Source organism: Nocardia suismassiliense, from assembly GCF_900269665.1.
Taxonomy (GTDB): Bacteria; Actinomycetota; Actinomycetes; order Mycobacteriales; family Mycobacteriaceae; genus Nocardia; species Nocardia suismassiliense.
In genome coordinates this window covers 1,111,064-1,134,022 of record NZ_LT985361.1, presented here as the reverse complement: position 1 = coordinate 1,134,022, position 22,959 = coordinate 1,111,064, and the positions used below count along the sequence as shown (strand labels likewise).

General features: G+C 66.5%; 24 protein-coding genes and 1 pseudogene. 18 read left to right on the top strand and 7 right to left on the bottom strand.

What is annotated here, in order from left to right; translation table 11 throughout:
- Window positions 1–90 precede the first annotated feature (90 nt).
- Entirely contained in the window at window positions 91–957 is an 867-nt protein-coding gene (locus DBO33_RS05195) for an SDR family oxidoreductase (protein ID WP_107654012.1), read from the top strand.
- 58 nt (window positions 958–1,015) lie between these two features.
- Here DBO33_RS05195 and DBO33_RS05190 read toward each other — a convergent pair whose 3' ends face one another.
- Window positions 1,016–2,059 carry an AraC family transcriptional regulator gene (locus DBO33_RS05190; protein ID WP_159080125.1) on the bottom strand — a complete coding sequence of 348 codons (1,044 nt, stop codon included), beginning with the start codon at window positions 2,057–2,059 and terminating at the stop codon, window positions 1,016–1,018.
- Between the two features lie 122 nt (window positions 2,060–2,181).
- Between DBO33_RS05190 and DBO33_RS05185 the strand changes: the two genes are divergently transcribed.
- The 14 genes and pseudogenes from DBO33_RS05185 to DBO33_RS05115 all read left to right on the top strand — a co-directional run bounded on the left by DBO33_RS05185 (window position 2,182) and on the right by DBO33_RS05115 (window position 14,682).
- On the top strand, window positions 2,182–3,198 hold the full coding sequence (locus DBO33_RS05185) for a MaoC/PaaZ C-terminal domain-containing protein (RefSeq protein ID WP_234390700.1): 1,017 nt from the start codon (window positions 2,182–2,184) through the stop codon (window positions 3,196–3,198).
- A pseudogene (locus DBO33_RS05180) lies at window positions 3,171–3,395 on the top strand (thiolase C-terminal domain-containing protein); the annotation flags it as partial. The gene DBO33_RS05185 and the pseudogene DBO33_RS05180, both read left to right, overlap by 28 nt.
- A gap of 45 nt (window positions 3,396–3,440) precedes the next feature.
- The gene (locus tag DBO33_RS05175) at window positions 3,441–3,875 is read left to right on the top strand and encodes a type II toxin-antitoxin system Rv0910 family toxin (protein WP_107654010.1); all 435 of its coding nucleotides are present in this window, start codon (window positions 3,441–3,443) and stop codon (window positions 3,873–3,875) included.
- 29 nt (window positions 3,876–3,904) lie between these two features.
- Window positions 3,905–4,783 (top strand): SDR family oxidoreductase, encoded by an 879-nt coding sequence (locus DBO33_RS05170; RefSeq protein WP_107654009.1) that lies wholly within the window; start codon window positions 3,905–3,907, stop codon window positions 4,781–4,783.
- 612 nt (window positions 4,784–5,395) lie between these two features.
- Window positions 5,396–6,034: a hypothetical protein gene (locus DBO33_RS42595; protein WP_159080124.1), complete on the top strand. Its 639-nt coding sequence runs from the start codon at window positions 5,396–5,398 to the stop codon at window positions 6,032–6,034.
- A gap of 17 nt (window positions 6,035–6,051) precedes the next feature.
- The gene (locus DBO33_RS05160; RefSeq protein WP_107654007.1) at window positions 6,052–6,369 is read left to right on the top strand and encodes a hypothetical protein; all 318 of its coding nucleotides are present in this window, start codon (window positions 6,052–6,054) and stop codon (window positions 6,367–6,369) included.
- Window positions 6,370–6,398: 29 nt separating this feature from the next.
- Window positions 6,399–7,187 (top strand): hypothetical protein, encoded by a 789-nt coding sequence (locus DBO33_RS05155; RefSeq protein WP_107654006.1) that lies wholly within the window; start codon window positions 6,399–6,401, stop codon window positions 7,185–7,187.
- An 18-nt stretch (window positions 7,188–7,205) separates the two neighbouring features.
- Window positions 7,206–7,622, top strand: coding sequence for a hypothetical protein (locus DBO33_RS05150; protein WP_107654005.1), 417 nt, complete (start codon window positions 7,206–7,208; stop codon window positions 7,620–7,622).
- A 97-nt stretch (window positions 7,623–7,719) separates the two neighbouring features.
- Window positions 7,720–8,862: a tRNA dihydrouridine synthase DusB gene (gene dusB, locus DBO33_RS05145; protein ID WP_107654004.1), complete on the top strand. Its 1,143-nt coding sequence runs from the start codon at window positions 7,720–7,722 to the stop codon at window positions 8,860–8,862.
- A 191-nt stretch (window positions 8,863–9,053) separates the two neighbouring features.
- The gene (locus DBO33_RS05140; protein ID WP_107654003.1) at window positions 9,054–11,384 is read left to right on the top strand and encodes an LCP family glycopolymer transferase; all 2,331 of its coding nucleotides are present in this window, start codon (window positions 9,054–9,056) and stop codon (window positions 11,382–11,384) included.
- A 101-nt stretch (window positions 11,385–11,485) separates the two neighbouring features.
- Window positions 11,486–12,148 (top strand): phosphate signaling complex protein PhoU, encoded by a 663-nt coding sequence (phoU, locus tag DBO33_RS05135; RefSeq protein ID WP_107654002.1) that lies wholly within the window; start codon window positions 11,486–11,488, stop codon window positions 12,146–12,148.
- A gap of 159 nt (window positions 12,149–12,307) precedes the next feature.
- A complete protein-coding gene (locus tag DBO33_RS05130) occupies window positions 12,308–12,601 on the top strand; it encodes a type VII secretion target (RefSeq protein ID WP_159080123.1) in 294 nt (97 codons plus the stop codon).
- Window positions 12,598–14,112, top strand: a complete 1,515-nt coding sequence (locus DBO33_RS42590) for a hypothetical protein (protein ID WP_159080122.1) — start codon at window positions 12,598–12,600, stop codon at window positions 14,110–14,112. Before DBO33_RS05130 ends, DBO33_RS42590 begins: the two co-directional genes overlap by 4 nt.
- 144 nt (window positions 14,113–14,256) lie before the next feature.
- Complete coding sequence (locus DBO33_RS05115; protein WP_107654000.1) at window positions 14,257–14,682, top strand: hypothetical protein; 426 nt, start codon at window positions 14,257–14,259, stop codon at window positions 14,680–14,682.
- A gap of 68 nt (window positions 14,683–14,750) precedes the next feature.
- Here DBO33_RS05115 and pstB read toward each other — a convergent pair whose 3' ends face one another.
- From pstB to DBO33_RS05085, 6 genes are all read right to left on the bottom strand, one after another.
- Window positions 14,751–15,527, bottom strand: coding sequence for a phosphate ABC transporter ATP-binding protein PstB (gene pstB / locus DBO33_RS05110; RefSeq protein WP_107653999.1), 777 nt, complete (start codon window positions 15,525–15,527; stop codon window positions 14,751–14,753).
- 9 nt (window positions 15,528–15,536) lie between these two features.
- On the bottom strand, window positions 15,537–16,439 hold the full coding sequence (pstA, locus tag DBO33_RS05105) for a phosphate ABC transporter permease PstA (protein WP_107653998.1): 903 nt from the start codon (window positions 16,437–16,439) through the stop codon (window positions 15,537–15,539).
- Complete coding sequence (gene pstC, locus DBO33_RS05100) at window positions 16,439–17,410, bottom strand: phosphate ABC transporter permease subunit PstC (protein ID WP_199856932.1); 972 nt, start codon at window positions 17,408–17,410, stop codon at window positions 16,439–16,441. The genes pstA and pstC overlap by 1 nt, the downstream gene beginning before the upstream one ends.
- 93 nt (window positions 17,411–17,503) lie before the next feature.
- Window positions 17,504–18,616, bottom strand: coding sequence for a phosphate ABC transporter substrate-binding protein PstS (gene pstS, locus DBO33_RS05095; protein WP_107653997.1), 1,113 nt, complete (start codon window positions 18,614–18,616; stop codon window positions 17,504–17,506).
- 242 nt (window positions 18,617–18,858) lie between these two features.
- Complete coding sequence (gene mshD, locus DBO33_RS05090) at window positions 18,859–19,779, bottom strand: mycothiol synthase (RefSeq protein ID WP_107653996.1); 921 nt, start codon at window positions 19,777–19,779, stop codon at window positions 18,859–18,861.
- A 196-nt stretch (window positions 19,780–19,975) separates the two neighbouring features.
- Window positions 19,976–20,740, bottom strand: a complete 765-nt coding sequence (locus DBO33_RS05085; protein ID WP_107653995.1) for a winged helix-turn-helix transcriptional regulator — start codon at window positions 20,738–20,740, stop codon at window positions 19,976–19,978.
- 195 nt (window positions 20,741–20,935) lie between these two features.
- On the opposite strand from DBO33_RS05085, the gene DBO33_RS05080 reads away from it, so the two are divergent.
- From DBO33_RS05080 to DBO33_RS05070, 3 genes are all read left to right on the top strand, one after another.
- Window positions 20,936–21,733 (top strand): LmeA family phospholipid-binding protein, encoded by a 798-nt coding sequence (locus DBO33_RS05080; RefSeq protein ID WP_107653994.1) that lies wholly within the window; start codon window positions 20,936–20,938, stop codon window positions 21,731–21,733.
- Entirely contained in the window at window positions 21,730–22,170 is a 441-nt protein-coding gene (locus DBO33_RS05075) for a thioredoxin family protein (protein WP_107653993.1), read from the top strand. Before DBO33_RS05080 ends, DBO33_RS05075 begins: the two co-directional genes overlap by 4 nt.
- A 288-nt stretch (window positions 22,171–22,458) precedes the next feature.
- Complete coding sequence (locus DBO33_RS05070; RefSeq protein ID WP_107653992.1) at window positions 22,459–22,956, top strand: DUF4395 domain-containing protein; 498 nt, start codon at window positions 22,459–22,461, stop codon at window positions 22,954–22,956.
- The last annotated feature ends 3 nt before the right edge of the window (window positions 22,957–22,959 follow it).

Sequence of the window (22,959 nt, the reverse complement as noted above, 5' to 3'; positions counted from 1 at the left end):
CGCCGACACTGGATACAGCGCCGAGGTGGCTGTGATCGACGGGCCAGGCCGCCCCTGCCGAACCCCACGGCCCACCGGGAGGCCGAGATCATGACCAGTGCAGCCAACGGCGACACCCCGCTCAGCGGCAAGGTCGTCGCGATCACCGGCGGAGCGCGCGGGATCGGCCGAGCCACCGCCGAGGCGTTTCTCGGGGCGGGCGCCGCGGTCGCGATCGGCGACATCGATGTGGAACTGGTCGACAAGACCGCGGTGGAGCTGGGCGCCGACCCGGCGGCCAGGATCATCGGCCTGCCGCTGAACGTGACCGACCGTGCCTCGTTCGCCGCGTTCCTCGACACCCTCGAGCAGGAGCTCGGACCGCTGGACGTGCTGGTCAACAACGCGGGCATCATGCCGACCGGGCTGTTCGCGGACGAGGACGAGGCGATGACCGATCGCATCGTCGACATCAACCTGCGCGCGGTGATCCACGGGTCGCGGCTGGCCACCCAGCGGTTCCTGGCGCGCGGCAGCGGGCACCTCATCAACATCGCGTCTCTGGCTGGCACGCAAGGCTTTCCGGGGCTGGCCACCTACTGTGCGACCAAGCACGCGGTGGTGGGCTTCACGTCGGCGCTGCATCTGGAAATGAAAGAGCACGGCGTGCAGGTCTCGGCGGTGCTGCCGGGCATCGTGCGCACCGAGCTGTCCGCCGGTGCGAACATGCCGGGGTGGATCGAGCCGATGACGACCGTGGACCCCGAGGATGTCGCGCAGGCGATCGTGCGCACAGTGGTCAAGGGCAAGCCGTTGGTGACGGTGCCGCGCAGGCTGGCCGCGATCATCAAGTCCGCGCAGTTGCTGCCGTACCGGGCGCAGCTCGTCGTCGCGCGAATCACCGGGGCGACAACGGCTTACGCCCAGCCCGATCCGGAGATCAGGGAGAAGTACCACCGCCGTTTGCGCGGTGAGTGAGAAGCTGCTGCCGCGATCGAACGGCACGACCACCGGAATGCCTGCTGCGGTGCGGGATTCAGCTCTCCGCCGGCGATGCATTGCGGTAGGAACCGGGTGGGCTCCCGGTCCAGCGGCGGAACGCCCGCCGGAACGCGCTCGGTTCGGAGAAGCCGAGCCGGGCCGACAGCGCCTCCACCGTCTCGTCGCCGCGCACCAGGCTGGCCACCGCGGCGTCGCGCAGGATGTCCTCACGGATCTGGGTGATCGAGGTGCCCTCCTCGCCGAGCTTGCGGCGCACCGTCTGTGGGCTCATGGCCAGCCGCTTGGCCACCTCGTCCGCAGTAGGCCAGTGTTCGCCCGCCCGGCCGGCCGCCGTTGCCCGCCCACTGTGCAGGCCCCGCGCGAGGATCTTGCGCACCTGCTCGGCGAGCGAGGTGCCGTAGTCGCGCCGGGACAGCACGTCTATCGGGGCGTTGCGGGCCCAGTCGATGAGGTCTTGCTCGGTCTTGGTGAGCGGGGCGGCGAGTAGCTCGCTGTCGAAGGTGATCGCCGCGGTGGCGGCCTCGAAGACGAGCGGAGCGCCGAAGACGAGGTCGTAGTCGGCGACATTGCGCGGCCGCGGATAAGGAAACTCGACCTGGCGCAAGGGGACTCGGCGGCCGATGCCCCAGGAGATCATCCGGTGGATCGCCGCGAGCAGGAACACGGTGAGCAGCTCTTCGGCCGCGGCGAGCACGCTGGTGTCGAGCGTGCACCGGGTACGCCCGCCGGCCGTGGTCACCACCATCGGCGGCAATCCGGGCAGCAGTCGCTGGTATTCGCCGAACCGCGCGATCGCCGCACCCAGATCGGGGCAGCCGACCAAGCCGAAGCCGACCAGCCGGGTCGACCCGCGCGGCACCGGCGCCGGACCGAGGCCGAACAGTTCGTCGTCGGTGATCCGCCACAGTTGACGCATGGTCGCGGCCATCTGCTCGACCGTCACCCGCGCGCGATCCTGGGCCAGTAGCTCCGGCGCGACCCCGGCGCTGCCGAGCAGCTGGCCGATGTCGACGCCCTCGCGCTCGGCGGTGGCGACGGCGGAGCGCACGAAGTCGATCGGCACCGTCCTCGCCGTCACCACTACCTCCTGCGTCCCTGGTCGAGGCGAACCTACCAGGCCGGATGCGGTGAGCGCGGCGGTCACCGAACGTGCGCCGCGCGGTCATCCCGGGCGGGAGTGCCGCTTCCTAGCGTTGAGTTATGGGCAACGACGCGACGGCCGAGCGGCCGGACGAGGCCTCGGGTGCGGCGCTCGTCTGCATGCCGGAGCGCGGGAACTCCCGCAGCACACCGGCGGCGGGTGCGGCAGCGGTGCCGGACGGGACGACATTCAACCTAAACCGGTTGGGCAGCTGGGGTGCGCGGGACCGGTTCGAGGTGGACCGGGCGCGCACGATCGCCTACGCCGCGGCGACCAACGATCCGATCCGGCAGCATCTCGACGGGGTATACGCGCCACCGGTTTTCGCGGTCGTGCCGATCACCGTGATGATGGCCGACGCCGCGATGTCGGTGGTGCCCGACGATCTGATGCTGCGAATCCTGCACGGCGAACACGACTTCCGGTTCCACCGGCCGATCGAGCCCGGCGAGCTGCTGGAGGTGCGCGCGCGGCCGGTCGGGATCGAGGGCAAATCCTCGGGCGTGGTCGTCACCTCACACATCGAGACCTACAGCGTGCGCCGCGGCGACCTCGTCAACGAGCAGTACTTCGTCGGCTTCTTCCGCGGCGGCCGGTTCGACGGCGCCCGCGGCGAGCCGAGCCCCGCGCACTTCTTCGACGAGAACCTGCGGGCCCGCGAGCCGGACTTCACCACGGCCCAGACCTTCGACGCGGATCAAACCTTCCGATACGCCCGGGCCGCAGGCGATCCGATGCCGATCCACCTCGTCGACGAGTTCGCCAAAGCGATGGGGTTGCCCGGGATCATCATCCACGGCCTGTGCACGATCGCGTTCATCTCGCACGCGCTGATCACCCGGATCAGCCCGGACGACCCGACCCGGCTGAAAAGGCTTGCCGTGCGGCTGAGTTCGCCCGCGTTCCCTGGCCAGACCACCACCACCGCGACGTGGGCGACCGGCCACCAGGACGGGCGGGACCGCTACACCTTCGAAACCTGGTCGGACAGCGACCGATTCGTCATCCAGGACGGGCTCGCGGAGTTCGAGCCCGCGATCAAGAAGGAAACACCACCTACGGCGGGCGGTGGGTAGTCAACCCGTCCGGCGGCCTGATCTCGAAGGGGCATCCGCTCGGCGCCACCGGTCTGGCCCAGTGCGCCGAGCTGACTTGGCAATTGCGCAGCGAGGCCGCGGCCCGCCAGGTCGGCGACGCGAAAGTCGCGCTGGCCCACAACATCGGGCTGGGCGGCGCGGCGATCGTCACCGCGTACCGGCCGACCGATCGCTGAATTCGGCACTACGCCAATTGTTTTACCGATGTGAGGAGAACCACCATGGCGCAAGCCAAGGTTTCCAAGGAGTTTCCGGCCGCCCAGGAGAAGGTGTGGGCGGTGCTGTCCGACCCGAACCGTTTCGCGGAATGGCTGACGGTGCACACCAAGTGGAAGGAGCCGCCGCCCGCCCAGCTGTCCACCGGGGCCACCATGACCGAGGTGCTCACCATCATGGGGATGGCGAACACCATCACCTTCACTGTGGACGACTACGACGCGCCGAACTCGACGAAGTTCTCCGGTACGGGTCTCGCGGGCGCGCGGATCACCTTCACGCTCACCGTTGCGGCCAAGGGCGACAACGCTTCCGAAGTCAGCATCGACGCGGAGTTCGTCAGCCAGATGATGGTCGGCGCCATCGGCGGTGCGATCGAACGCGCCAGCACCAAGGAACTCGACGCCTCCCTCACCAACCTCGCCGGCCTGCTGGTCTGACCGCGCGCACTCACCTCGAAAGGAACGACATGGGTTCGCTGGACGGACGCGTCGCCATCGTCACCGGCGCAGGCCGCGGCATCGGCCGCGCTCACGCGCTGCTACTGGCCGCGGAAGGAGCGGCCGTCGTGGTCAACGACCTCGGCGGGAACAACGAAGGTCTCGGCGCCGACGCCGGCCCGGCCCAGCAGGTGGTCGACGAGATCACCGCAGCGGGCGGGCGCGCCATCGCCGACACCGCGAACATCGCCGACTGGGCGGGCGCGAAAGCCCTTGCCGAGCAGGCGATCACCGCCTTCGGCGGGCTGGACATCTTGGTGAACAACGCGGGCATCCTGCGCGACGCATTCATTGCCGCGATGGACGAGACGCAGTGGGACGCGGTGATCGCGGTGCACCTCAAGGGCCACTTCGCGGCACTGCACCATGCCGCCGCGTACTGGAAGGCGCAGTCGAAGGCGGGCCAGCCGGTCGCCGCATCGGTGATCAACACCGCCTCCGCGTCGGGCACCTTCCTGCCGAACCCCGGTCAAGCCAACTACGGCGCGGCCAAAGCGGGCATCGCCGCACTCACCCAGGTCGCCGCGCTGGAACTGGAGCGCTACGGCGTGCGCGTCAACGCCATCGCCCCCGTCGCCCGCACCCGCCTCACCCTCGCCACCCCCGGCATGGGCGCCATGTTCGCCGCGGCGGTCCCCGCCGGCGAATTCGACGCCTTCGCCCCCGAGAACATCGCCCCCATCGTCGCCTACCTCGCCCAGGAGAACTGCCCCATCACCGGCCAGGTCTTCGCCGTCCAGGGCGGCGCCATCTCCGCCCTCACCGGCTGGACCGCCACCGCAACCATCGAGACCGACGGACCCTGGCAGCTGCCCGACCTGGCCGACCGACTCCCCACCCTCGCCTGATCCGGCGCAGCCCGAAAGTTGACGGGAAAACCGAGCGGACTGGTCTCTCCCGCTCAACTACAAGGGTCGATACGTCGCCGTAAATTCTCGCTCTCGCGACAACTGTTCAGGCAACTGCCCGCACCGGTCGACTTGACAAACCGAATGAGGCCGGAGAGGGTAGCTTCGGTCGCCGTGGCGGCGGCAGATAGTACGACCGGGGGGTTCGATGCTGATTATCCAGCACACAAAGTCTCCCACCTCTGCTGACGGTTTTCACTGTGAGGTGTGGTAATGGCGGGCGGATTCTACAACCACTATGACGACCCGGATGAATTCTGGGACGAGGAGCCACTCCGCGCAGCTCCTAAGATGCCTCCTCTACCTACGCCCGCCACTCCTCCCGCATATCCCCTAGCCCCTTCTCAACCGCCGGCGGCAGCTGCGCCATCCCAGTCCGTTCCCAATTCCACAGCACAGTCAGCACCGTTTTCTCCAGCAGTTTCCGAACACGCCACTCGGTCCACAGGTTCACCGTCCAGTGGACAGACCGGCGACGGGACAGCAGAACTACTGGACAAAACATTACGCTTTCAGGCATACGCACAGGAGAGCCAACGTCTACTGAACCTGGTGACTGAGTCTTTACCTCAACAGGTGATGGGAACAGATAACGCCGGCATTATTACAACAGTGCTCGGTCGGCGGAACGACCTTCTGGAAATACGGGTGGCTGAGACCTGGGAGCGACGTCTGGACCCGTCAGCACTTGGCGAGGCAGTGGTCGATGCGAGTAGGAATGCCGAACGGGCCCGCGCTGTAGCGAATGCTGATGCAGCAGTCGACTCGGGTGTTCTCGACAGGCTGAAGTCCATGCGTGTCGAGGACTTCGCGGCAGCGCCGGTCCCCGCGGCCACGGATACCACTGGTCCCGGGAGGGTGTTATCGCTCGATCAGTTGACGGCCGCCGTTTTCAGCCTGGTCGATGGATCGGCATCGGAAGACGAGAACGATGACGTCGTCGGGGTAAGCGAGGAAGCAGAGGGGTGGGTAGCGGTAACTCTCGCACGCGACGGCACGATGGTCGGCTGCAAAATCGGATCCCACTGGGCTACCGGCCGTAGCGGTTCTGCGATTACCTCCGCACTCAACGAGGCCGCCACGGCGGCGCGGCGTGACCTCACATCGATTGCGACACCCACTGGAAAGATGTCGCAAGCCGATCAGGTCATATCGGATGTCATCGCCTTTATGGCGAATCTCAATAAATAGATCGGAAGTATCGAATCATGGGTACACGCCCCAGCGCCGACCGTATAAAGGTCGTAACCAGCGATCTTCGGGCAGAAGCCGGTATTTGGATCCGCGAGTCCGAAACATTGACCGCCGTGTCGAATTCGATTGCCGAACTGAAGTTCAACAGACCTGAAGCCGGACTGTTTCAAGCCTTCGTCACAACCCACTCCGAACTCGTACAGGAAGCATCGGACAGATGCAAAGAAGGCTCGGTCGCTTTCTCCGATACCGGTGCCACGCTGAAAAGCGTCGCCGATACGTATGACGAAGAGGATCTCAAATATGGCGAGCAGCTGAAGAACATCTGGTAGATCCTTACAGCTGAGTTAGGCATCGAATCATGGAATTCAGCATCACCCAGTTCGAAGAGATAATCGACAATATAGATACCAAGCTGAGGGAAGTCGACAAGAAGATAGACGCGGCGCCAGGCATAGTATCGAGTGCGATCGACCATTGGTGGATCACTGATGCGATGGAGGCGGCCATCAAATGGGCGGGCGACAAGGTTGTCGAGTTCGGCAAGTGGCTCATCGAAACGATCACGGATCTCCTGAAGGGGGTTGCCGCCCCGGTCTACATGTCGATGTGGGCGTTGGACTGGCTCGATATTCGCGGAAGCGCATCTCAAGTCGCCGGAAACATTGATCCGAACGCACTGAAGTCGACTGCGGAGTGGCAGGGCGCCGCGCAGTTTGCTTACAAGTCTCTTGCTACAGCGCACAACGCGTCGGCGAAGCGGATCAGCGATATCGGAAAAGACGCGGCCATCGCGCTCGGAACCTCGGCGGTCGCCGGTTTCGCCTTTTATGGAGGCGTTCTCGCCGTTGTTGTCAAAGCAGCCGCCGCTGTAACCGCCTCTCTGGGCGGTATCGCGTCGGGAGTGTTCTCCTGGGCTGGGGCCGCATTGATCGCTGAGGAGGCAATAGCAGATCCCGCCATGATTGTGGCTGCGGTAACGGGGCTTACCGCAGTGCTCGGCGCCCAGGTCGGCACGCTGGTAGCGCTCAAGGCCACCGCGACAGACAACTCGGTGTGGACAAACAATGGCAAATGGCCCGATTCTGCGACGTCATCGTTCGACAACGGAACCCGACTGGACGGCACCGCCGAATGGTCTATCAGATAACCGGCCGAGAGTAGTGGTATGAACAGCAAGGCGCGCTCACAAAGAGCTCAGGGGACCGTGTACTCACTGAGCGCGGCGCTGATGGCCGGGTTCTTGGCTCTGTTGATGTGGAAATTGGAGCACACGGGCGGAAGCGCGGAGACCACCAGCGCGGATATGGCAATCCTCGTCATTACTTCAGCACTTGCCGTGTGTTGCCTCCCAGTTTTATGGATGAGCGATCGTGCCCCGGCGTGGGTGCGGAACTCGGCGGTAGCCGCGTTGACGCTGGCCGCAGCAAGTCTTGTCGGCGACGGCGTCGTGCTTGCATTTCGATACAGAAGCGGTTTGTCTATTTCATTCGTATTTGCGTTCGTTTGTATCGCGGCGTTTTTGGCAGGCGTCGTGATACGGATCATTACCAGCTCACGAATTCGTGGAGAGATGTCCAGCTGAAGGGCCCGCGCGGCGGGGCTGGACCGTCGACGAAGTGGACGTACCGGCCCCCCACAGCCTCCTTACGTGCGGAAATGAGAGACTGGACGGCGTGACGATGACTACCGGAGTGCCGAGCGCGCTGCGGATCGGGCCGTATCCGGTCGATCCGGCGGTGGTGCTCGCGCCGATGGCGGGCATCACGAATCTGGCGTTCCGCAAGCTGTGCCGCGAATTCGGTAGCCCGACCTCGATCTATGTCTGCGAGATGATCACGGCGCGGGCGGTGGTCGAGCGCAATGAGAAGACGCTGGAGATGATGTCGTTCGACGCCGACGAGTCGCCGCGGTCGATGCAGCTCTACGGCGTCGACCCGGCCACGCTCGCCGAGGCGGTGCGGATCATCGTCGGCGAGGGCTGGGCCGATCACATCGACATGAACTTCGGCTGCCCGGTGCCCAAGGTCACCCGGCTCGGCGGCGGCGCCGCGCTGCCGTACAAGCGGGCGCTGTTCAGCCGGATCGTGCGCGCCATGGTGGAAGCCGCCGAACCGGCGGGCGTCCCGGTGACGGTGAAGTTCCGGATCGGCATCGACGACGAGCACCTGACCTACCTCGACGCCGGACGCATCGCGGAAGCCGAAGGCGCGCAAGCGGTTGCGCTGCACGCCAGGACCGCCGCCCAGCGTTACTCCGGGCAGGCCGACTGGACCGCCATCGCCCGGCTCAAGGAGGCCGTCGCCACCATTCCGGTGCTCGGCAACGGCGATATCTTCTCGGCCGCCGACGCGGTCCGGATGATGGCCGAGACCGGCTGCGACGGTGTCGTGGTCGGTCGTGGCTGCCTCGGCCGCCCGTGGCTGTTCGCCGAGCTCCAGGCCGCACTGCGCGGCGAGGAGCTGCCCGAACCACCGAACCTCGGCCGGGTCGGCGAGGTGCTGTACCGGCACGGCGCCCTGTTGTCCGAGCACGTCGGCGAGGACAAGGCCATGCGCGACCTGCGCAAGCACATGGCCTGGTATCTGATGGGCTTCCCGGTCGGCGCCGAGCTGCGCCGCGCGTTCGCGACGGTGTCCAGCCTCGTCGAGCTGGAAGACCTTGTCGCACAGCTCGATCCGACGGCTCCGTTCCCCAGGGACGCCGAGGGTCCGCGCGGAAGACAAGGCTCCCCAGGCAAAGTCGCGCTGCCGCACGGTTGGCTCGACGACCCACAGGACCCGGCGGTCCCGCACGGCGCCGACGTAATGCACAGCGGCGGCTGAGAACCGAGCGACATCGACAGGGCTGACACCCAGGCGAAGCGACGGCGAATCGGGTATCCAAACGACACTGTGGCCAATTCGATTTCGTACTCGAGTGGCCCGCCGTGGCGGAATCGTTATCATTGCGGAATCGGTCATGCCGGTCGAGTACGGCCCGAGGCGGCGACGTAGACGAAAAGCGAGGTTCGTTGGTGGGGGACGATCGGCACGGGCGTTCGCCACGGCCCGGAGATCGCGCCCCGTGGGAGCGCTATCCCACGGAGGACAACACCGAGCGAGACGGTGGCCGGTCGTCCCGGCGATCCCGCCACACCGACGCCACGGCAGACCCGGGCGCCGCCCCGCTGACCGTGCAGGATTTGGTGCAGAAGGTGGACAACGAGCGGTCCGGCCGTCGTGGCCGGCGCGCCGCGGCTACACCGGAAGCCGGCGCACCCGCGCCGAACCGAGGTCCGCGCCGTGAACCGGAGGCCGCCGCGCCCAGCCGGGGCGCCCGACGCGGCGAACCGGAGACCCCCGCACCGAACCGAGGCGTCCGGCGCGGTGAACCGCCTGCCGGATCCGACCCGGCTTATCAACGACCTGCCGAACCCACCCAGCGTCGCCCTGCGGAGCCGACGCGACGCCAAGGCGAGCCACCCCGTCAGCCGGACCAGACCGCCCGCCGCCAGGGTGATCCGGCCGCTCGACGCCCGGCGGCGCCGGGACGCCCGACCGAGCAGGCCCCGCGCCGCTCCGCTGATGGCCCACCACCGCGCACCGCCGGTTCCCCGGTCGTACAGGACATCACCGGCGCCCCCGCTGCGCGCACCCCGAATCGTCGCGGCCCGAGCGCCGACGACGGCAGGAAAGCCCCCGCACCGACCCGCGGGAAGCCGGAGACGGCCGAAGAGGTCACCGACATCCTGCCGCCGCTGGCCGAGACCACCCGCGCCAAGCGCAAGAAGACCGACGACGAATCCGGTGCCGCACAACCCAAGTCCGTCGGCGCCGCGCCGCTGTCCCGCCTGGCCGCCAGCAAGCAGCGCCGCAACAAACGGCTACGCCTCGCGGGCCGCAGCGCGCTGGCCATGTTCGCGGTGCTCTGCCTGCTCACCACCGGCGGCGGCTGGAGCTATCTCCGCTCCACCGGCAACAACTTCACCCAGATCTCGGCGATCGACAACAACACCGACGACGTCGTCGACTCCAATGCCCAGCTCGGTGACGAGAACTACCTGCTCGTCGGCACCGACACCCGCGCAGGCGTGAACAGCCAGGTCGGCGCGGGCACGCTCGACGATGCCGAGGGTTCCCGCGCGGACACCGTCATGCTGGTGAACATCCCGAAGAACCGCTCGCGGGTGGTGGTCGTCTCCTTCCCCCGCGACCTCGACGTCACCCGGCCGCAGTGCAACGGCTGGGACAACGAGAAGGTCCAGTACACCGCCGAGACCTTCCCCTCGGCCATCGGTGACAAGCTCAACGCCGTCTACGCGCTCGGCGGGCCCAAGTGCCTGTTCACCACCATCCAGCGCATGACGGGTAGCGCGATCAACCACTTCATCGCGGTCGACTTCGCCGGCTTCGAGGCCATGGTCGACCAGATCGGCGGCGTCGAGGTGTGCGCGCCGAAGCCGATCACCGACGAGGTGCTCGGCACCGTGCTCGAGCACCCCGGCAAGCAGAAGGTGGACGGCTCGACCGCGCTGAACTACGTGCGGGCCCGGCACGTCTACGGCGAGGAGCGCAGCGACTACGACCGGATCAACCGGCAGCAACGCTTCATGGCCTCGCTGCTGCGCGGCGCGCTCTCCAGCAAGGTGCTCTTCGATCCCGGCAAGCTGAACGGCTTCATCGGCGAGTTCACCAAACACACCTGGGTCGACAAGGTGCAGCCGTCGGACCTGCTGACGCTCGGCCGTTCGCTGCAGAAGCTGGATGCGGGCACCGTCACCTTCCTGACCATCCCGACCGCGGGCACCACCTCCTACGGCAACGAGATCCCGCGCGAGCAGGACATCAAGGCGATCTTCAAGGCGATCCGCGACGATCAGCCGCTGCCGGGCGAGAAGAAGGTGAGCCCGGCCCCCGGTTCCATCCCGTCTGCGCCGCCCGCCCCGCCCAAGTTGAATGCGGTCGATCCGAGCACGGTGTCGCTGCTGGTCTCCAACGCCTCGGGCACCTCGGGTCTGGCGCAGCGGGCGGCGACCAAGCTCGGCAACCAGGGTTTCCAGATCTTCAATATCGGCAACTATTCGGGCGGCAGCGAGGTCACCTCCAAGGTGCGCTACGGCCCGGGGCAGGAGGCCGCCGCGGCGACGGTGGCCAGCTCGATACCCGGTGCGCTGATGGAATCGGCGAGTGATCTCGGCGGCATCGTCGAGGTCGTCATCGGCGGCGATTTCACCGGCACGGTGCGCCCGCCGACCCCGGTCGGCGACGTCATCTCGAACGTGCCCGCGACGACCGCACCTGCGACGCCGGTCACCTTGCCGTCCGATCTGGAGCACGTCAACGCCGCCGACGAGACCTGCAAGTGAGCGGAGCCGCGACCTGCGGCAACTCCAGCGCTACCGTTCGGCACCGGTCATTCACCCTCCGTTCGTGACTTGGTCAGCGCCGGCAACTAATGTCTGGTTTCATGCGTGTCATCTACAACGAGCAAATGGCCGATCTCGCCCACCTGCTGGGTGAGATGGCCGGGCTGGCCGGATCGGCCATGGACCGGGCGACCCAGTCATTGCTCCAGGCCGATCTCGCTCTGGCAGAGCAGGTGATCACCGAGTCGGACCGGATCGCCGAGCTGATCCAGGACGCCGAGGAGCGTGCGTTCGCGTTGCTCGCGCTGCAGGCACCGGTCGCGGGCGATCTGCGGCAGGTGGTGAGCGCGATCCAGATCGTGGCCGATGTGAACCGGATGGGCGCGCTCGCGCTGCACGTGGCCAAGGTGGCCCGGCGGCGCCACCCCAACCACGCGCTGCCCGAGGCGGTCAACGGCTACTTCGCCGAGATGGGCCGCATCGCGGTCAACATGGGTGCGGGCGCCAAAGAGGTGCTGGAGACCCGCGACCCGGAGCGCGCCGCGCAGCTCAACGAGGACGACGAGGCGATGGACGACCTGCATCGTCACCTCTTCACGCTGCTGATGGATCGCGACTGGAAGTACGGCGTCGCCGCCGCCGTGGACGTCACCCTGCTCGGTCGTTACTACGAGCGCTTCGCCGACCACGCCGTCGAAATCGGCCGCCGCGTCATCTTCCTCGTCACCGGCGTATTGCCGCCGGACTCCGACGTCGAGTCGTGAGCAACGACTGCCTGCCAACCGCCGCAGGATGGCAGGCAGTTTTCCGCCGGGGGGCTTGACGTCTCATGGTCGAGAGATGAAAGATTGACCGCGCAGTAGAGCGATGCATGACTCGCTGCGGGGATGCCGTTATGGGAGTTACGGCACGAAGGGGCGGAAATGAAGGTCGATCCAACAGAGTTGCGCGCGTTGGCCACATCGATGGACACCATCAGTGGCGAGATCGCCGCGCTGAAAGCGCGTGCCAAGACGGATGCGCTGAGTGCGGCGCTGCCCGGCTCCACGATCACCGCGGCGTGCACCACCGCCGGTGACCAGATCGAAGCAGGCTGGCTGCGAATGGCGGAGCGCTGCAAGGCGATAGCCAATATCGCCAAAGGTGGTGCCGCCAATTATGAAGTGACGGACCAGGATTTCCGCGACAGCCTCAAGGCACTCGGCGGCGGACAATGAGGAGCGGCGACCAGACCGCCGCCGCGATTCCGACGCTCAGCCAGGTGCAAACACAGTGGCAGCCTTGGAAACTCAATGAGGCCGGCGAGGAAATCAAGGCACGCAACACCGATTTCGTCACGATGATCGACAAGACCGTCACCCAGATCAGGGAGGCGGGCTCGCACTGGAGCGGCGACGCCTACTACGCCGCCTACGACCGCATCGCCGGCGACCGGGACACCGCGAACAAGATGGCGCAGGAGACGACCGAACTCGCCAACGCGCTGATCAACGGCGGCAATACGCTCACCGGTTACCGGCAAGCGTTGCTGGACAAGGTCACCGAAGCCACCGCCGCCGGATACCAGGTCTCCGAAGACTGGCAGGTCACCGCGTCGGGCGAGGGCTCGGGCGACGACCTGCACACCTATCAGACGGCGATCACCACCGCCCTCAACGAGATGGTCGGCACCCAAACCGGTATCACCACCGCCATCGAGCAGGCGAACACCGCGGTACAGACGCAGAGCACGGCGCTCGGCACCGGCGATCCGCTCGATACCCTGACCGGACAGCCGAAGTCGACGCTCACCGCACAGCAGATCAGCGCCGAACAACCGGCCACGGTGCCCGCCGGGACCGAGGAGAAGTCCAAGGAAAACACGCAGACGCCGGCGGCGGGTACTCCGAAAAACATTGCGGAAGAGGCCAAGCCCACCACGGAACAGCCCAAGGCCACCGAGCCATCCAAAGAAAACCCGACGGCCAAGCCCGTCAGCGAGCCGACCACTCCGGTCACCCCGGCCACCGCGGCCCCTACGACGTCCGGCCCGGCCAGTAATCCGGACTCCTGGAAGCCGGAGAATGTCATCAACCTGATCAGCACGATCGGCACCATTACCGGCAACGTGCCCACCTTGCTCGAGTCGGTCGCCAAATTCGACGACGATTGGGATGACCTCATCAAGGCGGGGGGCGAGGCCGGTAAGGGTCTGCTCGACTCCGCGGGCACCGCAGCCGAAAAGGTGATCGACAGCGTCGACAAGGCGGTCGACAGCGTGCCCGGCGAGGCACCGAAGAAGGACGAGCCGGCTGCCACGCCGCAGCCCGGCACACCGGAGTCCGGCACTCCCGCAACGCCACAGTCCGGCACTCCCGCGACGCCGCCATCCGGCACACCGGCAACGCCGCCGTCCGGCACTCCCGCAACACCGCCATCCGGCACACCGGCAACGCCGCCATCCGGCACCCCCGCAACACCGCCATCCGGCACACCGGCAACGCCGCCATCCGGCACCCCCGCAACACCGCCTGCGGCTACCTATACCCAACCGCAGAGCTCACTCGCGGAGCAGACCCCTGCTGCCACCAGCGTTCCCGCGTCCACCGCGAGTCCCGCTGCCACAGCACCCGCGAGCAGCAGCCTCTTCGGACTGCCATCGCCCACCCGTGGCTCCGAATCCGACAGCGAGCATCGCCCGAACAATTACGTGGCGCAGACCGCCGACGCGGTGACGCCCGAAGAATAAGGCGCTGCGAAGCAAAGCCTTCTCCGCCACGCACTTACAAGATCATCACAAGCCGATATTAAGCGTGGCACAGCACAATTATCAGCACGGGGGAAGACAGCAATACCCCGCCGCGGGAAGCGTTTTGAACAATGGAGGGGAACCATGTCGTACACCAAGAAGAGCCTGCTCACCGGAGCCACCGTCGGGGCGGCGGCCTTCGCCATGATGGTGGGCGGCACCGGATTTGCGAGCGCGAGTCCGGTCGTCAGCCAATCGCACGGGAGCTGCGTATGGTCGGCTGACGTTGTCCATATCGGCGGACTTCCGCGTGATGGTTACGGAACTTCCTGGTATATCAAGACGGGCCGGAACGACAACTCCAATGCCAAATGCAGTTTCGAGGTACAGGCCAAATTCAAACTGCAGTCGGGCCAAATCGAAACCGTGCAGTACGGCAGCGGCCGACCGGCCCACGACCAAGCATTCGCGAAGGGTGCGGCACGGGTCTGGAGTGTCGGCCTGAAGGTGTGCGCTGAGGGCCAGGGATGCAGCGGCTGGAACATCCAGAACAGCACCTGGAACCAGTAGACATCGCCGAAGCCCCTGTGCCCGACTTGGTCCGGCACAGGGGCTTTTTCGACGATCCGTCGCGACTGTTACCCGAAACGACCGGAGATGTAGTCTTCCGTCGCCTTCTTGCCGGGGTTGGAGAAGATCTTCTCGGTGTCGTCGATCTCGACCAGCCGACCCGGCTTGCCCTGGGCCTCCAGGTTGAAGAAACCGGTCTGGTCACTCACGCGGGCAGCCTGCTGCATGTTGTGGGTGACGATGACGATGGTGAATTCCTTCTTCAGCTCGGTGATCAGGTCCTCGATCGCGAGCGTGGAGATCGGGTCGAGCGCCGAACAGGGCTCGTCCATCAGCAGCACGTCCGGGGACACCGCGATCGCACGGGCGATGCACAGGCGCTGCTGCTGACCGCCGGACAGGCCGCCGCCCGGCTTGTCGAGGCGGTCCTTGACCTCGTTCCAGAGGTTCGCGCCGCGCAGCGAGCGCTCGGCGACCTCGTCGAGTTCCTTCTTGCTGCGCACGCCCTGCAGCTTCAGCCCGGCCACCACGTTGTCGCGAATCGACATGGTGGGGAACGGGTTCGGGCGCTGGAACACCATGCCGATGGTGCGGCGCACGCCCACCGGGTCGATCTGCGAGCCGTAGATGTCCTCGCCGTCCAGCAGCACGGCGCCCTCGACGCGGGCGTTCGGCGTCACCTCGTGCATGCGGTTGAGCGAGCGCAGCACGGTGGACTTACCGCAACCGGACGGGCCGATGAAGGCGGTGACACTGCGGGGCAGCACGGTCAGGTCCACGTCGGCGACCGCGTGGAACTTCCCGTAGAAGATGTTCAGGTCTTTGACGTCGATCCGCTTGGCCATCTGAGTTTCCTATCGATTCCGCGTGAGCAGCTTGTTGACGACCGCGGCCGCCGCGTACAGCAGCGCTATGAGCAGGATCAGCGTCAGCGCCGCGCCCCAGACTCTGGCCCGGCCTTCGGGCTCCGGGTTCGCCAGCTCCTGGTAGATCATCAGCGGCAGCGAGGCCATGTTGCCGTCGAAGACGTTGCTGTTGATCGACTTGCTGTAGCCGACGAGCACCAGTACCGGCGCGGTCTCGCCCATCACTCGGGCGAGGGCGAGCAGGATGCCGCTGATCATGCCGGGCAGCGCGGTCGGTATCACGATCCGCGCGATGGTCTTCCATTTCGGCACGCCGAGCGCGTACGCGGCCTCGCGCAGTTCGTCGGGAACCAGCTTCAGCATTTCCTCGGTGCTGCGCACCACCACCGGCAGCATCAGCAGCACCATCGCCAGCGCGACCGCGAACGCGCTCTGCGGTGCGCCGAAGGTGGCGATCCACAGCGCGAAGATGAACAGCGCCGCGACGATGGACGGCACACCCGCGAGGATGTCCACCATGAACGTGGTGGTCTTGGCCAGCCAGCCGCGACCGTATTCGACCAGGTAGACGGCGGCCATGATGCCGATCGGCACCGCGATCACCGCGGCGATCGCGGACTGCACGATGGTGCCGTAGATGGCGTGGTAGACACCGCCACCGGACTGGTCGGGCAGGATGCCCTTCTGCGACTTCTGCCACCAGTCGATAGAGATGACCGATTCGAAGCCCTTGCTCACCACCATGATGAGCACCCAGGCCAGCGGGATCAGCGCGATACCGAAGCACAGCCACACCAGGCCGGTCGCGAGGTGATTGCGAAGCCGGCGACTCGTGCTGACGTCACGGAAGGTCGGCGCCTTGATCGGCTTGTCGAGCGTGGTCGTGGTCATTACCCGTTCACCCTTCCGCCCGCGGCGAGCCGGGCCAGCGCGTTGACGACGAAGGTCAGCGCGAACAGCACGAAGCCGGCCGCGATGTAGGCGCCGGTCGGCAGCGGCGAACTGAATTCCGAGGCCGAGGCCGCGATCCTGGAGGCGAAGGTGTACCCACCGTCGAACAGCGACCAGCCGCCGGCCTGCGCGGAGGTCTTCAATACGACCAGTACCGCGATGGTTTCCCCGAGCGCGCGCCCGAGTCCGAGCATGGAGCCCGCGATGACACCGCTGCGGCCGTAGGGCAGCACGGTCATCCGCACCATCTCCCACTTCGTCGCGCCGAGGGCGTGTGCCGCCTCGACGTGCGCGGGCGGCGTCAGCGCGAAGACCTCACGCGACACCGAGGTGATGATCGGCAGGATCATCACCGCGAGCACCACACCCGCGGTGAAGATCGTGCCGCCACCGGAGATCGTCACATTGCCGTCGGAGAAGAGGAACAACCAGCCGAGATTGTCGTTCAGGAACTCCTGCACCGGCTTCAGGTGTGGCGCGAGGACCAGAAAGCCCCACAGGCCGAACACGATCGACGGCACTGCGGCCAGCAGATCGACGAGCATCGCGAAGGGCCGTGCCAACGGCTTCGGCGAGTAGTGCGTCAAGAACAGGGCGATGCCCACCCCGATCGGCACCGCGATCACCAGCGCGAAGATCGAGCTCAGCACCGTCACCATGAACAGATCACGGATACCGAACCGGAGATTGTCCGCGTTCGAGGTATTGAACTCGCTGGTGGTGAAGAAGTTGGCGTCGTTCGCCATGACCGAGGGCACCGCGCGGATCAGCAGGAACAGCGCGATCAGCGCGATAACGGCGACGATGGTCGCGCCCGATGCCGTGGCCAGAGACCGGAAAATGATCTCGGCCCGGTGGTTATGGGCGGGGCGAGCCTTTTTGGCCGGCTCGGTGCTCGGTTCACTGGACATGGGGTCGATGTCTCCGGCCGCCCGCCGGCCCGTCGAATCCGACGAGCCGGCGGCGGTCACCTCAGGGTGCACGGTCATGGCTTTGGCGTGCGATCAGGAGATGGCGTTGATCGCGGTGGTCAGGCGGGTCTTGAACTTCTCCGGGATCGGGACGTACCCGGCCTCGTCGAGACCCTTCTGGCCGTTGCTGATCGCCGAGGTCAGGAACGCCTTGACCGCCTTGGCCGTGTCGGCGTCCTTGTACTTCGAGCAGACGATCTCGTAGGTGGGCAGGATGATCGGGTAGGCGCCCGCTTCGGTCGGCTTGTAGAACGAGCTGGTGTCGAGCACCAGGTCGTTGCCCTCGCCCTTGATCTTCGCGCTGTCGATGGCCTTGCCCGCGGACGCGGTGTCCAGCTTCACCGGGGTCTTGGAGGCCGAGGTGATGATCTGCGCGATGGACAGGTTCTGCGCCTTGGCGAACGACCACTCGTTGTAGGTGATCGCGTTCTTGGTGCTCTTGACCGCGGCCGAGGAGCCTTCGTTGCCCTTCGCGCCCTCACCGACACCGCCGGTGAACGCCTTGCCCGCACCCTTGCCCCAGGCGCCTTCGGAGGCGGCGTCGAGGTAGAGCTGGAAGTTGTCGGTGGTGCCCGACTCGTCGCTGCGGAAGATCACCGCGATCTTGTCGGAGGGGAGCTTGGCGTTCGGGTTGAGCGCCTTGATCTCCGGGGCATCCCAGGTGGTGACGGTGCCGTTGAACACCTTGGCGGCGGTCGGGCCGTCGAGCACCAGGTCGGTGACGCCGTCGATGTTGTAGGTGATGGCGATCGGACCGAAGACGGTCGGCAGGTTCCAGGCGGGAGCACCGCAACGCTCTTGAGCCTTGGCCGGCTCTTCCTTCTTGGAGCTGAGCGGCGAGTCGGAGCCCGCGAAATCGGTCTGGTTGCCGATGAACTCGTTGACGCCTGCGCCGGAGCCGCTCGAGGTGTAGTTCAGCGTCTGGCCGTCGCAGTTGGTTTCGTAGGCGGCGACGAAGCGGTCCATCGCGTTCTTCTGCGCCGACGAACCGCTGGACTTCAGCGCCTTCTTGCCACCACAGGCGATCTCCGCATTGGCGTTGTTGCCTTCGGTGCCGGCTGTGTTGTCGTCACTGCCACACCCGACGAGGGTCATGGCACCAACGGCCAGCACACCAACGAGGGCGCTGCTGCGCTTGAAATTCACTGATTCCTCCGGAAAGGCGTCCTACTCGTCCGGTCCCTCACCGGCCCGGACGGGTGATGTGGTGCTGTTCGCGGGGAACTTGCGCACCAGGCAGCCGTGGGCTGCCCACCACTCAACGTAAAGTCGCCTGGTTTACAGTTGGACCGAACTGAGTGAACGGCGAGTGAACAGGCAAGCGCGATTAGGGCGTTATGTGTGACATTAGCCGCAGTTTTACTCGACGGCCCCCGGCGCGGCCCCTGCTATTCAGTTGAGCCCGCCGCATAGGCGACATCGATGTGTGCCGGGGTGAACCCCAGCCGGGTGTAGGTATGTACCGCCGACGTGTTGTCGGCCTCGGTGTAAAGCAACACCTCGGCGAGGCCGCGATCGCGTAGATAATGCAGGCCGACCAGGGTCAGCAGGCGGCCGAGTCCACGGCCCTGCGCGGCCGGATCGATGCCTACGACGTAGACCTCGCCGACGGGCGGCGCCTCGTCGTAATGCACCTTCGTCCAATGGAATCCGAGGACCCGGTCGGGGTGGGCGGTGTCGGTCGCGAGGAACAGGCCTCTCGGGTCGAACCACGGCTCGGCGCGGCGGGCCTCGATGTCGCGTGCGGTCCAGCCACCCTGCTCCGGATGCCAGGCGAAGGCGGCGTTGTTCACCCGCAACAATTCGGCATCGTCGGCGGCACCCGCGTAGGTCCGGATCGTCACTCCGCCGCGCGCGGCAACCTGCGGTAGCTCTGGTGTTGCCAGCGGTCGGCGCATCTGCCAAAGCTCGCGTGCGGTGGCCAGGCCGAGCCGAGCCGAAACTGCCTTCGCGGCGGGCAGATTTCCGTGCGCCCAGACTCGGGTACCGGGACCGCCCTCGGTGAGTGCGGCCGCGACCAGTTCGGTGCCGATGCCGTGGCCACGGGCCGGTGGATCGACCGCGACCTCGGCCATCGCCGGATGTTCGCCGTGCGCCGGTACCAGATTCGCGTAACCGGTGACGACGTCGCCGCGGACCGCCAGCAGGTGCCGCACCGAGGGATCATCGCCCGCGCTCAGTGACAGCACCGCCTGCTCGGAAACGGGGGCGACACCGTCGGCAGCGGTCGCGCGTTCGAGCAGTTGCCGGACGGCGGCTGCGGCGGCCGAATCCAGCCGCTCGGTCCACTGTGCTGCCACGCCGTTCATCGGGCTCCATTCCTCGTTTTCCGCGGCGGCCCGACCGGGCTGCCCACTCGGACAACGTCATTGCGCGACGCGGCATTTCGCGTCCGTTCGGGCCGGTGCGCGGCCGCCTGGTGCCGCGGCGAATACCGGGCTGAACACAGCGCGAACACATAATGACGCAACGGTGTTTCGGATTGGGCGGCTTCGCCCACCGACCTCACTGCACAGAGCCGTTGACCGGAGCGAGCGGCGCGTCGTCCGTGCCCTCCGGCTCGTCCTCCGCAGCGGGGGCCTGGTCGTTCTTGCTCGCCGTCCTGGACGGCCGCACCGCCTTGTAGCCGACGTTGCGCACGGTGCCGATGAGCGATTCGTACTCGCTGCCGAGCTTCGCGCGCAGCCGCCGGACGTGCACGTCGACCGTGCGGGTGCCGCCGAAGAAGTCGTAGCCCCACACCTCTTGGAGCAGCTGGGCCCTGGTGAATACCCGGCCCGCGTGCTGCGCGAGGTATTTGAGCAGCTCGAATTCCTTGTAGGTGAGATCGAGCGGGCGCCCGCGCAGGCGGGCGGTATAGGTGCCCTCATCGATCACCAACTCGCCGAGGGTGATCTTGCCGGAGTTCTCCGGGCTCGCCACGCCGCCGTTGCGGCCGACCAGCAGCCGCAGCCTGGCGTCCAGCTCGGCCGGGCCGGTGCCGGGCAACAGGATGTCGTCGAGTCCCCAGTCGGCGTTGACCGCGACCAGGCCACCCTCGGTGAGCACAGCGACCACCGGCACCGACGACCCGGTACTGCCCAGCAGGCGGCACAGGCCGCGCGCGGCGGCCAGGTCGGTGCGTGCGTCGACCAGCGCGACATCCGCACTTCCCGCCTCCAGCAGCGAGGAGACCTCGGTGGGCACCGGACGCACGTGATGCGCCAGCAACGCCAGTGAGGGCAGCACCGCTTCAGGGTTGGGGTCGGAGGTCAGCAGGAGTAGCTCCACAAGCTCTCCTCCCATCTCGTAGCTCCGAGGACAACAGCCGCACTGCCGGGGGCCACGTCGCTGATCACAGGTAATTCGATGCAAGATTAGCGTGTCGACCCCGATGACCTCGCCATCCGGGTCGCCGAGTCATCACGAGTGATATGTCTGATACCAGAAATGCACCGTCGCGCCGGGGATGGCTAAGGTGCACCAATGCGCAAGCTCATCATCGGGCTGCTGATTCTCGCGGGACTCGCAGTAGTCACTGATTTCAGCGTCGCGGCCTATTCGGAATACCGCGTCTCGCGCGCGCTCCGTAAGGGCGCCGATCTGCCTGCCGATCCGGCGGTGGCCATCCGCGGCGTCTCCTTCCTCATGCAGGCGCTCGATGGCCGCTACGACAATGTCTGGATCAGGGCGGGTGGAAACCAGCCGCACACACCGGGTGAATACGAGTTCGAGGCGACGCTGACCGGCGTGCGGTTGCCGCTGGGCGAGCTGGTCGACGGCAGCCTGCGCAACGTGCCGGTGGAGCGGGTCGAGAGTTCCTTGCGCATCGGGCCGACCGAGCTCGGCAGGCTGTTCAACATTCCTGACCTGCAGGTCAAGGGCCCGCCGGCGGATAAATCCGACGGCACCGGCGGATCGGGCGGCTCCGGGATGACCGCGACCGATGGCGTGCTGTGCCTCACCGGCAGCCTGCCGGACGGGACGGACAAGCAGTTCGCAGGCAAGAAGGTCGCCGTGCGGGCCGAGCTCGTGGTCGACGGTGGCGAGGTGAAGATCACGGCGACCGGTTCCTGCCCGGCCGAGACCGACACCATCCCGCTGGCGCTGCTCCCGCAGGCCGATCAGCCCGCGGTGCTCGCGCGGTTCACCCGTACTATCGACATCAAAGAATTGCCGTTCGGTGTGCAACCCGCCAAGGTACGTGCAGATGGTGGGTGGATCGTGGCTGAAGGCAAGGGTGTGAATGTGACGATCGACCTCGACCGATTGCAGCAATCATGATTGAAATCACAGTTCTGGCAGCGGTGTTGCTCGCCGCGTTGGCGGTGGGCATTTTCCTGCGCCGCCGCGAAGGCAAGGTCCGCGCCGCTGAGGTAGTCGAAATCGGGTCGGCGCGTGCCGATCTGCTCGCCGCCGTCGGCGTGACCGGCACCGGCCCCGCCGTGCTGCACTTCTCCGCCGACTGGTGTGGCCCCTGTGTCGCGGTGCGCCGCGTCGTCGCCGACGTCACCGGCCAGCTGGCCGAGTCGGCGCAGCCGCCGCTGGACATCGAGATCGATATCGACGCCGACCCGGTGCTCGCCAAGGAACTGAACGTGCTCTCCTTGCCGACCACGTTCGTCTTCGATAGTGCAGGCCGCGAACGCTTTCGGATCTCCGGCGTGCCGAAGGTGACCGATCTGCGCTCCGCTTTGGAGCCACTGACTGTCGCCGCCTAGCGGCCTTGACAAGGTCCCCGGACGGCTGTGATCAACCCGGGGTCCAATTCCCCCGCCTGATTAGGTAAACTGCATTCGTGCTTTACAACCACGAGCTGATGCTCACCCGACGCCGCACAGTTGACCTGTGCCGCCTCGGTGGTTGTTGCTGCCTGTGCCGCTGAGCGGTCGGCTCTTCTCAGATTTCCTGACGCCGACCTTTGTCCGCCGTGCGAGTGATCTCGTTGATCCCCCGGCGAACTGGCAATTTTCCAGCCATCAGTCGCATCCAGCGCAGGAGTACGCACAATGTCCACCGAAATCGGTAACACTTCGCAGAATCAGCCAATTCCCCAGGGACAGGTAGACGTTCGCGGACCTCGGTTCGCCGCGTGGGTCACCACCGCCGTCCTGGTCCTGGTGCTGATCGCCGCCATCTTCTCCCCCGTCGCCGCCGCGGTGCTCATCGCCGCGCAAGCCGTCGTCTTCGCGATCGGCGCCGCCTACGGTCCGCGCAAGCATCCGTACGGCCGCCTCTACGCGAAGTTCGTCGCGCCGCGGGTCGCCCCGGCCACCGAGACCGAACCCGTGCCGCCGCTGAAGTTCGCGCAGCTGCTCGGCTTGGTCTTCGCGGTGGTCAGCCTGCTGGGCTTCGCGCTCGGCTCCACAGTTGTCGGCGTGGTCTTCGCCGGCTTTGCCCTGTTCGCGGCGTTCTTGAACGCGGCGTTCGGGATTTGCCTGGGTTGCCAGATCTATCCCCTGGTCGCCCGCTTCCGCCGGATTACCCCGTCCCCGGCACCGAACTGATCC

Bases quoted from the DNA above. Each gene is read 5' to 3' on its own strand.
- DBO33_RS05195 (WP_107654012.1), top strand. From the start codon at position 91: ATGACCAGTGCAGCCAACGGCGACACCCCGCTCAGCGGCAAGGTCGTC.
- DBO33_RS05185 (WP_234390700.1), top strand. From the start codon at position 2,182: ATGGGCAACGACGCGACGGCCGAGCGGCCGGACGAGGCCTCGGGTGCG.
- DBO33_RS05175 (WP_107654010.1), top strand. From the start codon at position 3,441: ATGGCGCAAGCCAAGGTTTCCAAGGAGTTTCCGGCCGCCCAGGAGAAG.
- DBO33_RS05170 (WP_107654009.1), top strand. From the start codon at position 3,905: ATGGGTTCGCTGGACGGACGCGTCGCCATCGTCACCGGCGCAGGCCGC.
- DBO33_RS05160 (WP_107654007.1), top strand. From the start codon at position 6,052: ATGGGTACACGCCCCAGCGCCGACCGTATAAAGGTCGTAACCAGCGAT.
- DBO33_RS05155 (WP_107654006.1), top strand. From the start codon at position 6,399: ATGGAATTCAGCATCACCCAGTTCGAAGAGATAATCGACAATATAGAT.
- DBO33_RS05150 (WP_107654005.1), top strand. From the start codon at position 7,206: ATGAACAGCAAGGCGCGCTCACAAAGAGCTCAGGGGACCGTGTACTCA.
- dusB (WP_107654004.1), top strand. From the start codon at position 7,720: ATGACTACCGGAGTGCCGAGCGCGCTGCGGATCGGGCCGTATCCGGTC.
- phoU (WP_107654002.1), top strand. From the start codon at position 11,486: ATGCGTGTCATCTACAACGAGCAAATGGCCGATCTCGCCCACCTGCTG.
- DBO33_RS05130 (WP_159080123.1), top strand. From the start codon at position 12,308: ATGAAGGTCGATCCAACAGAGTTGCGCGCGTTGGCCACATCGATGGAC.
- DBO33_RS42590 (WP_159080122.1), top strand. From the start codon at position 12,598: ATGAGGAGCGGCGACCAGACCGCCGCCGCGATTCCGACGCTCAGCCAG.
- DBO33_RS05115 (WP_107654000.1), top strand. From the start codon at position 14,257: ATGTCGTACACCAAGAAGAGCCTGCTCACCGGAGCCACCGTCGGGGCG.
- pstB (WP_107653999.1), bottom strand. From the start codon at position 15,527: ATGGCCAAGCGGATCGACGTCAAAGACCTGAACATCTTCTACGGGAAG.
- pstA (WP_107653998.1), bottom strand. From the start codon at position 16,439: ATGACCACGACCACGCTCGACAAGCCGATCAAGGCGCCGACCTTCCGT.
- pstC (WP_199856932.1), bottom strand. From the start codon at position 17,410: ATGTCCAGTGAACCGAGCACCGAGCCGGCCAAAAAGGCTCGCCCCGCC.
- mshD (WP_107653996.1), bottom strand. From the start codon at position 19,779: ATGAACGGCGTGGCAGCACAGTGGACCGAGCGGCTGGATTCGGCCGCC.
- DBO33_RS05080 (WP_107653994.1), top strand. From the start codon at position 20,936: ATGCGCAAGCTCATCATCGGGCTGCTGATTCTCGCGGGACTCGCAGTA.
- DBO33_RS05075 (WP_107653993.1), top strand. From the start codon at position 21,730: ATGATTGAAATCACAGTTCTGGCAGCGGTGTTGCTCGCCGCGTTGGCG.
- DBO33_RS05070 (WP_107653992.1), top strand. From the start codon at position 22,459: ATGTCCACCGAAATCGGTAACACTTCGCAGAATCAGCCAATTCCCCAG.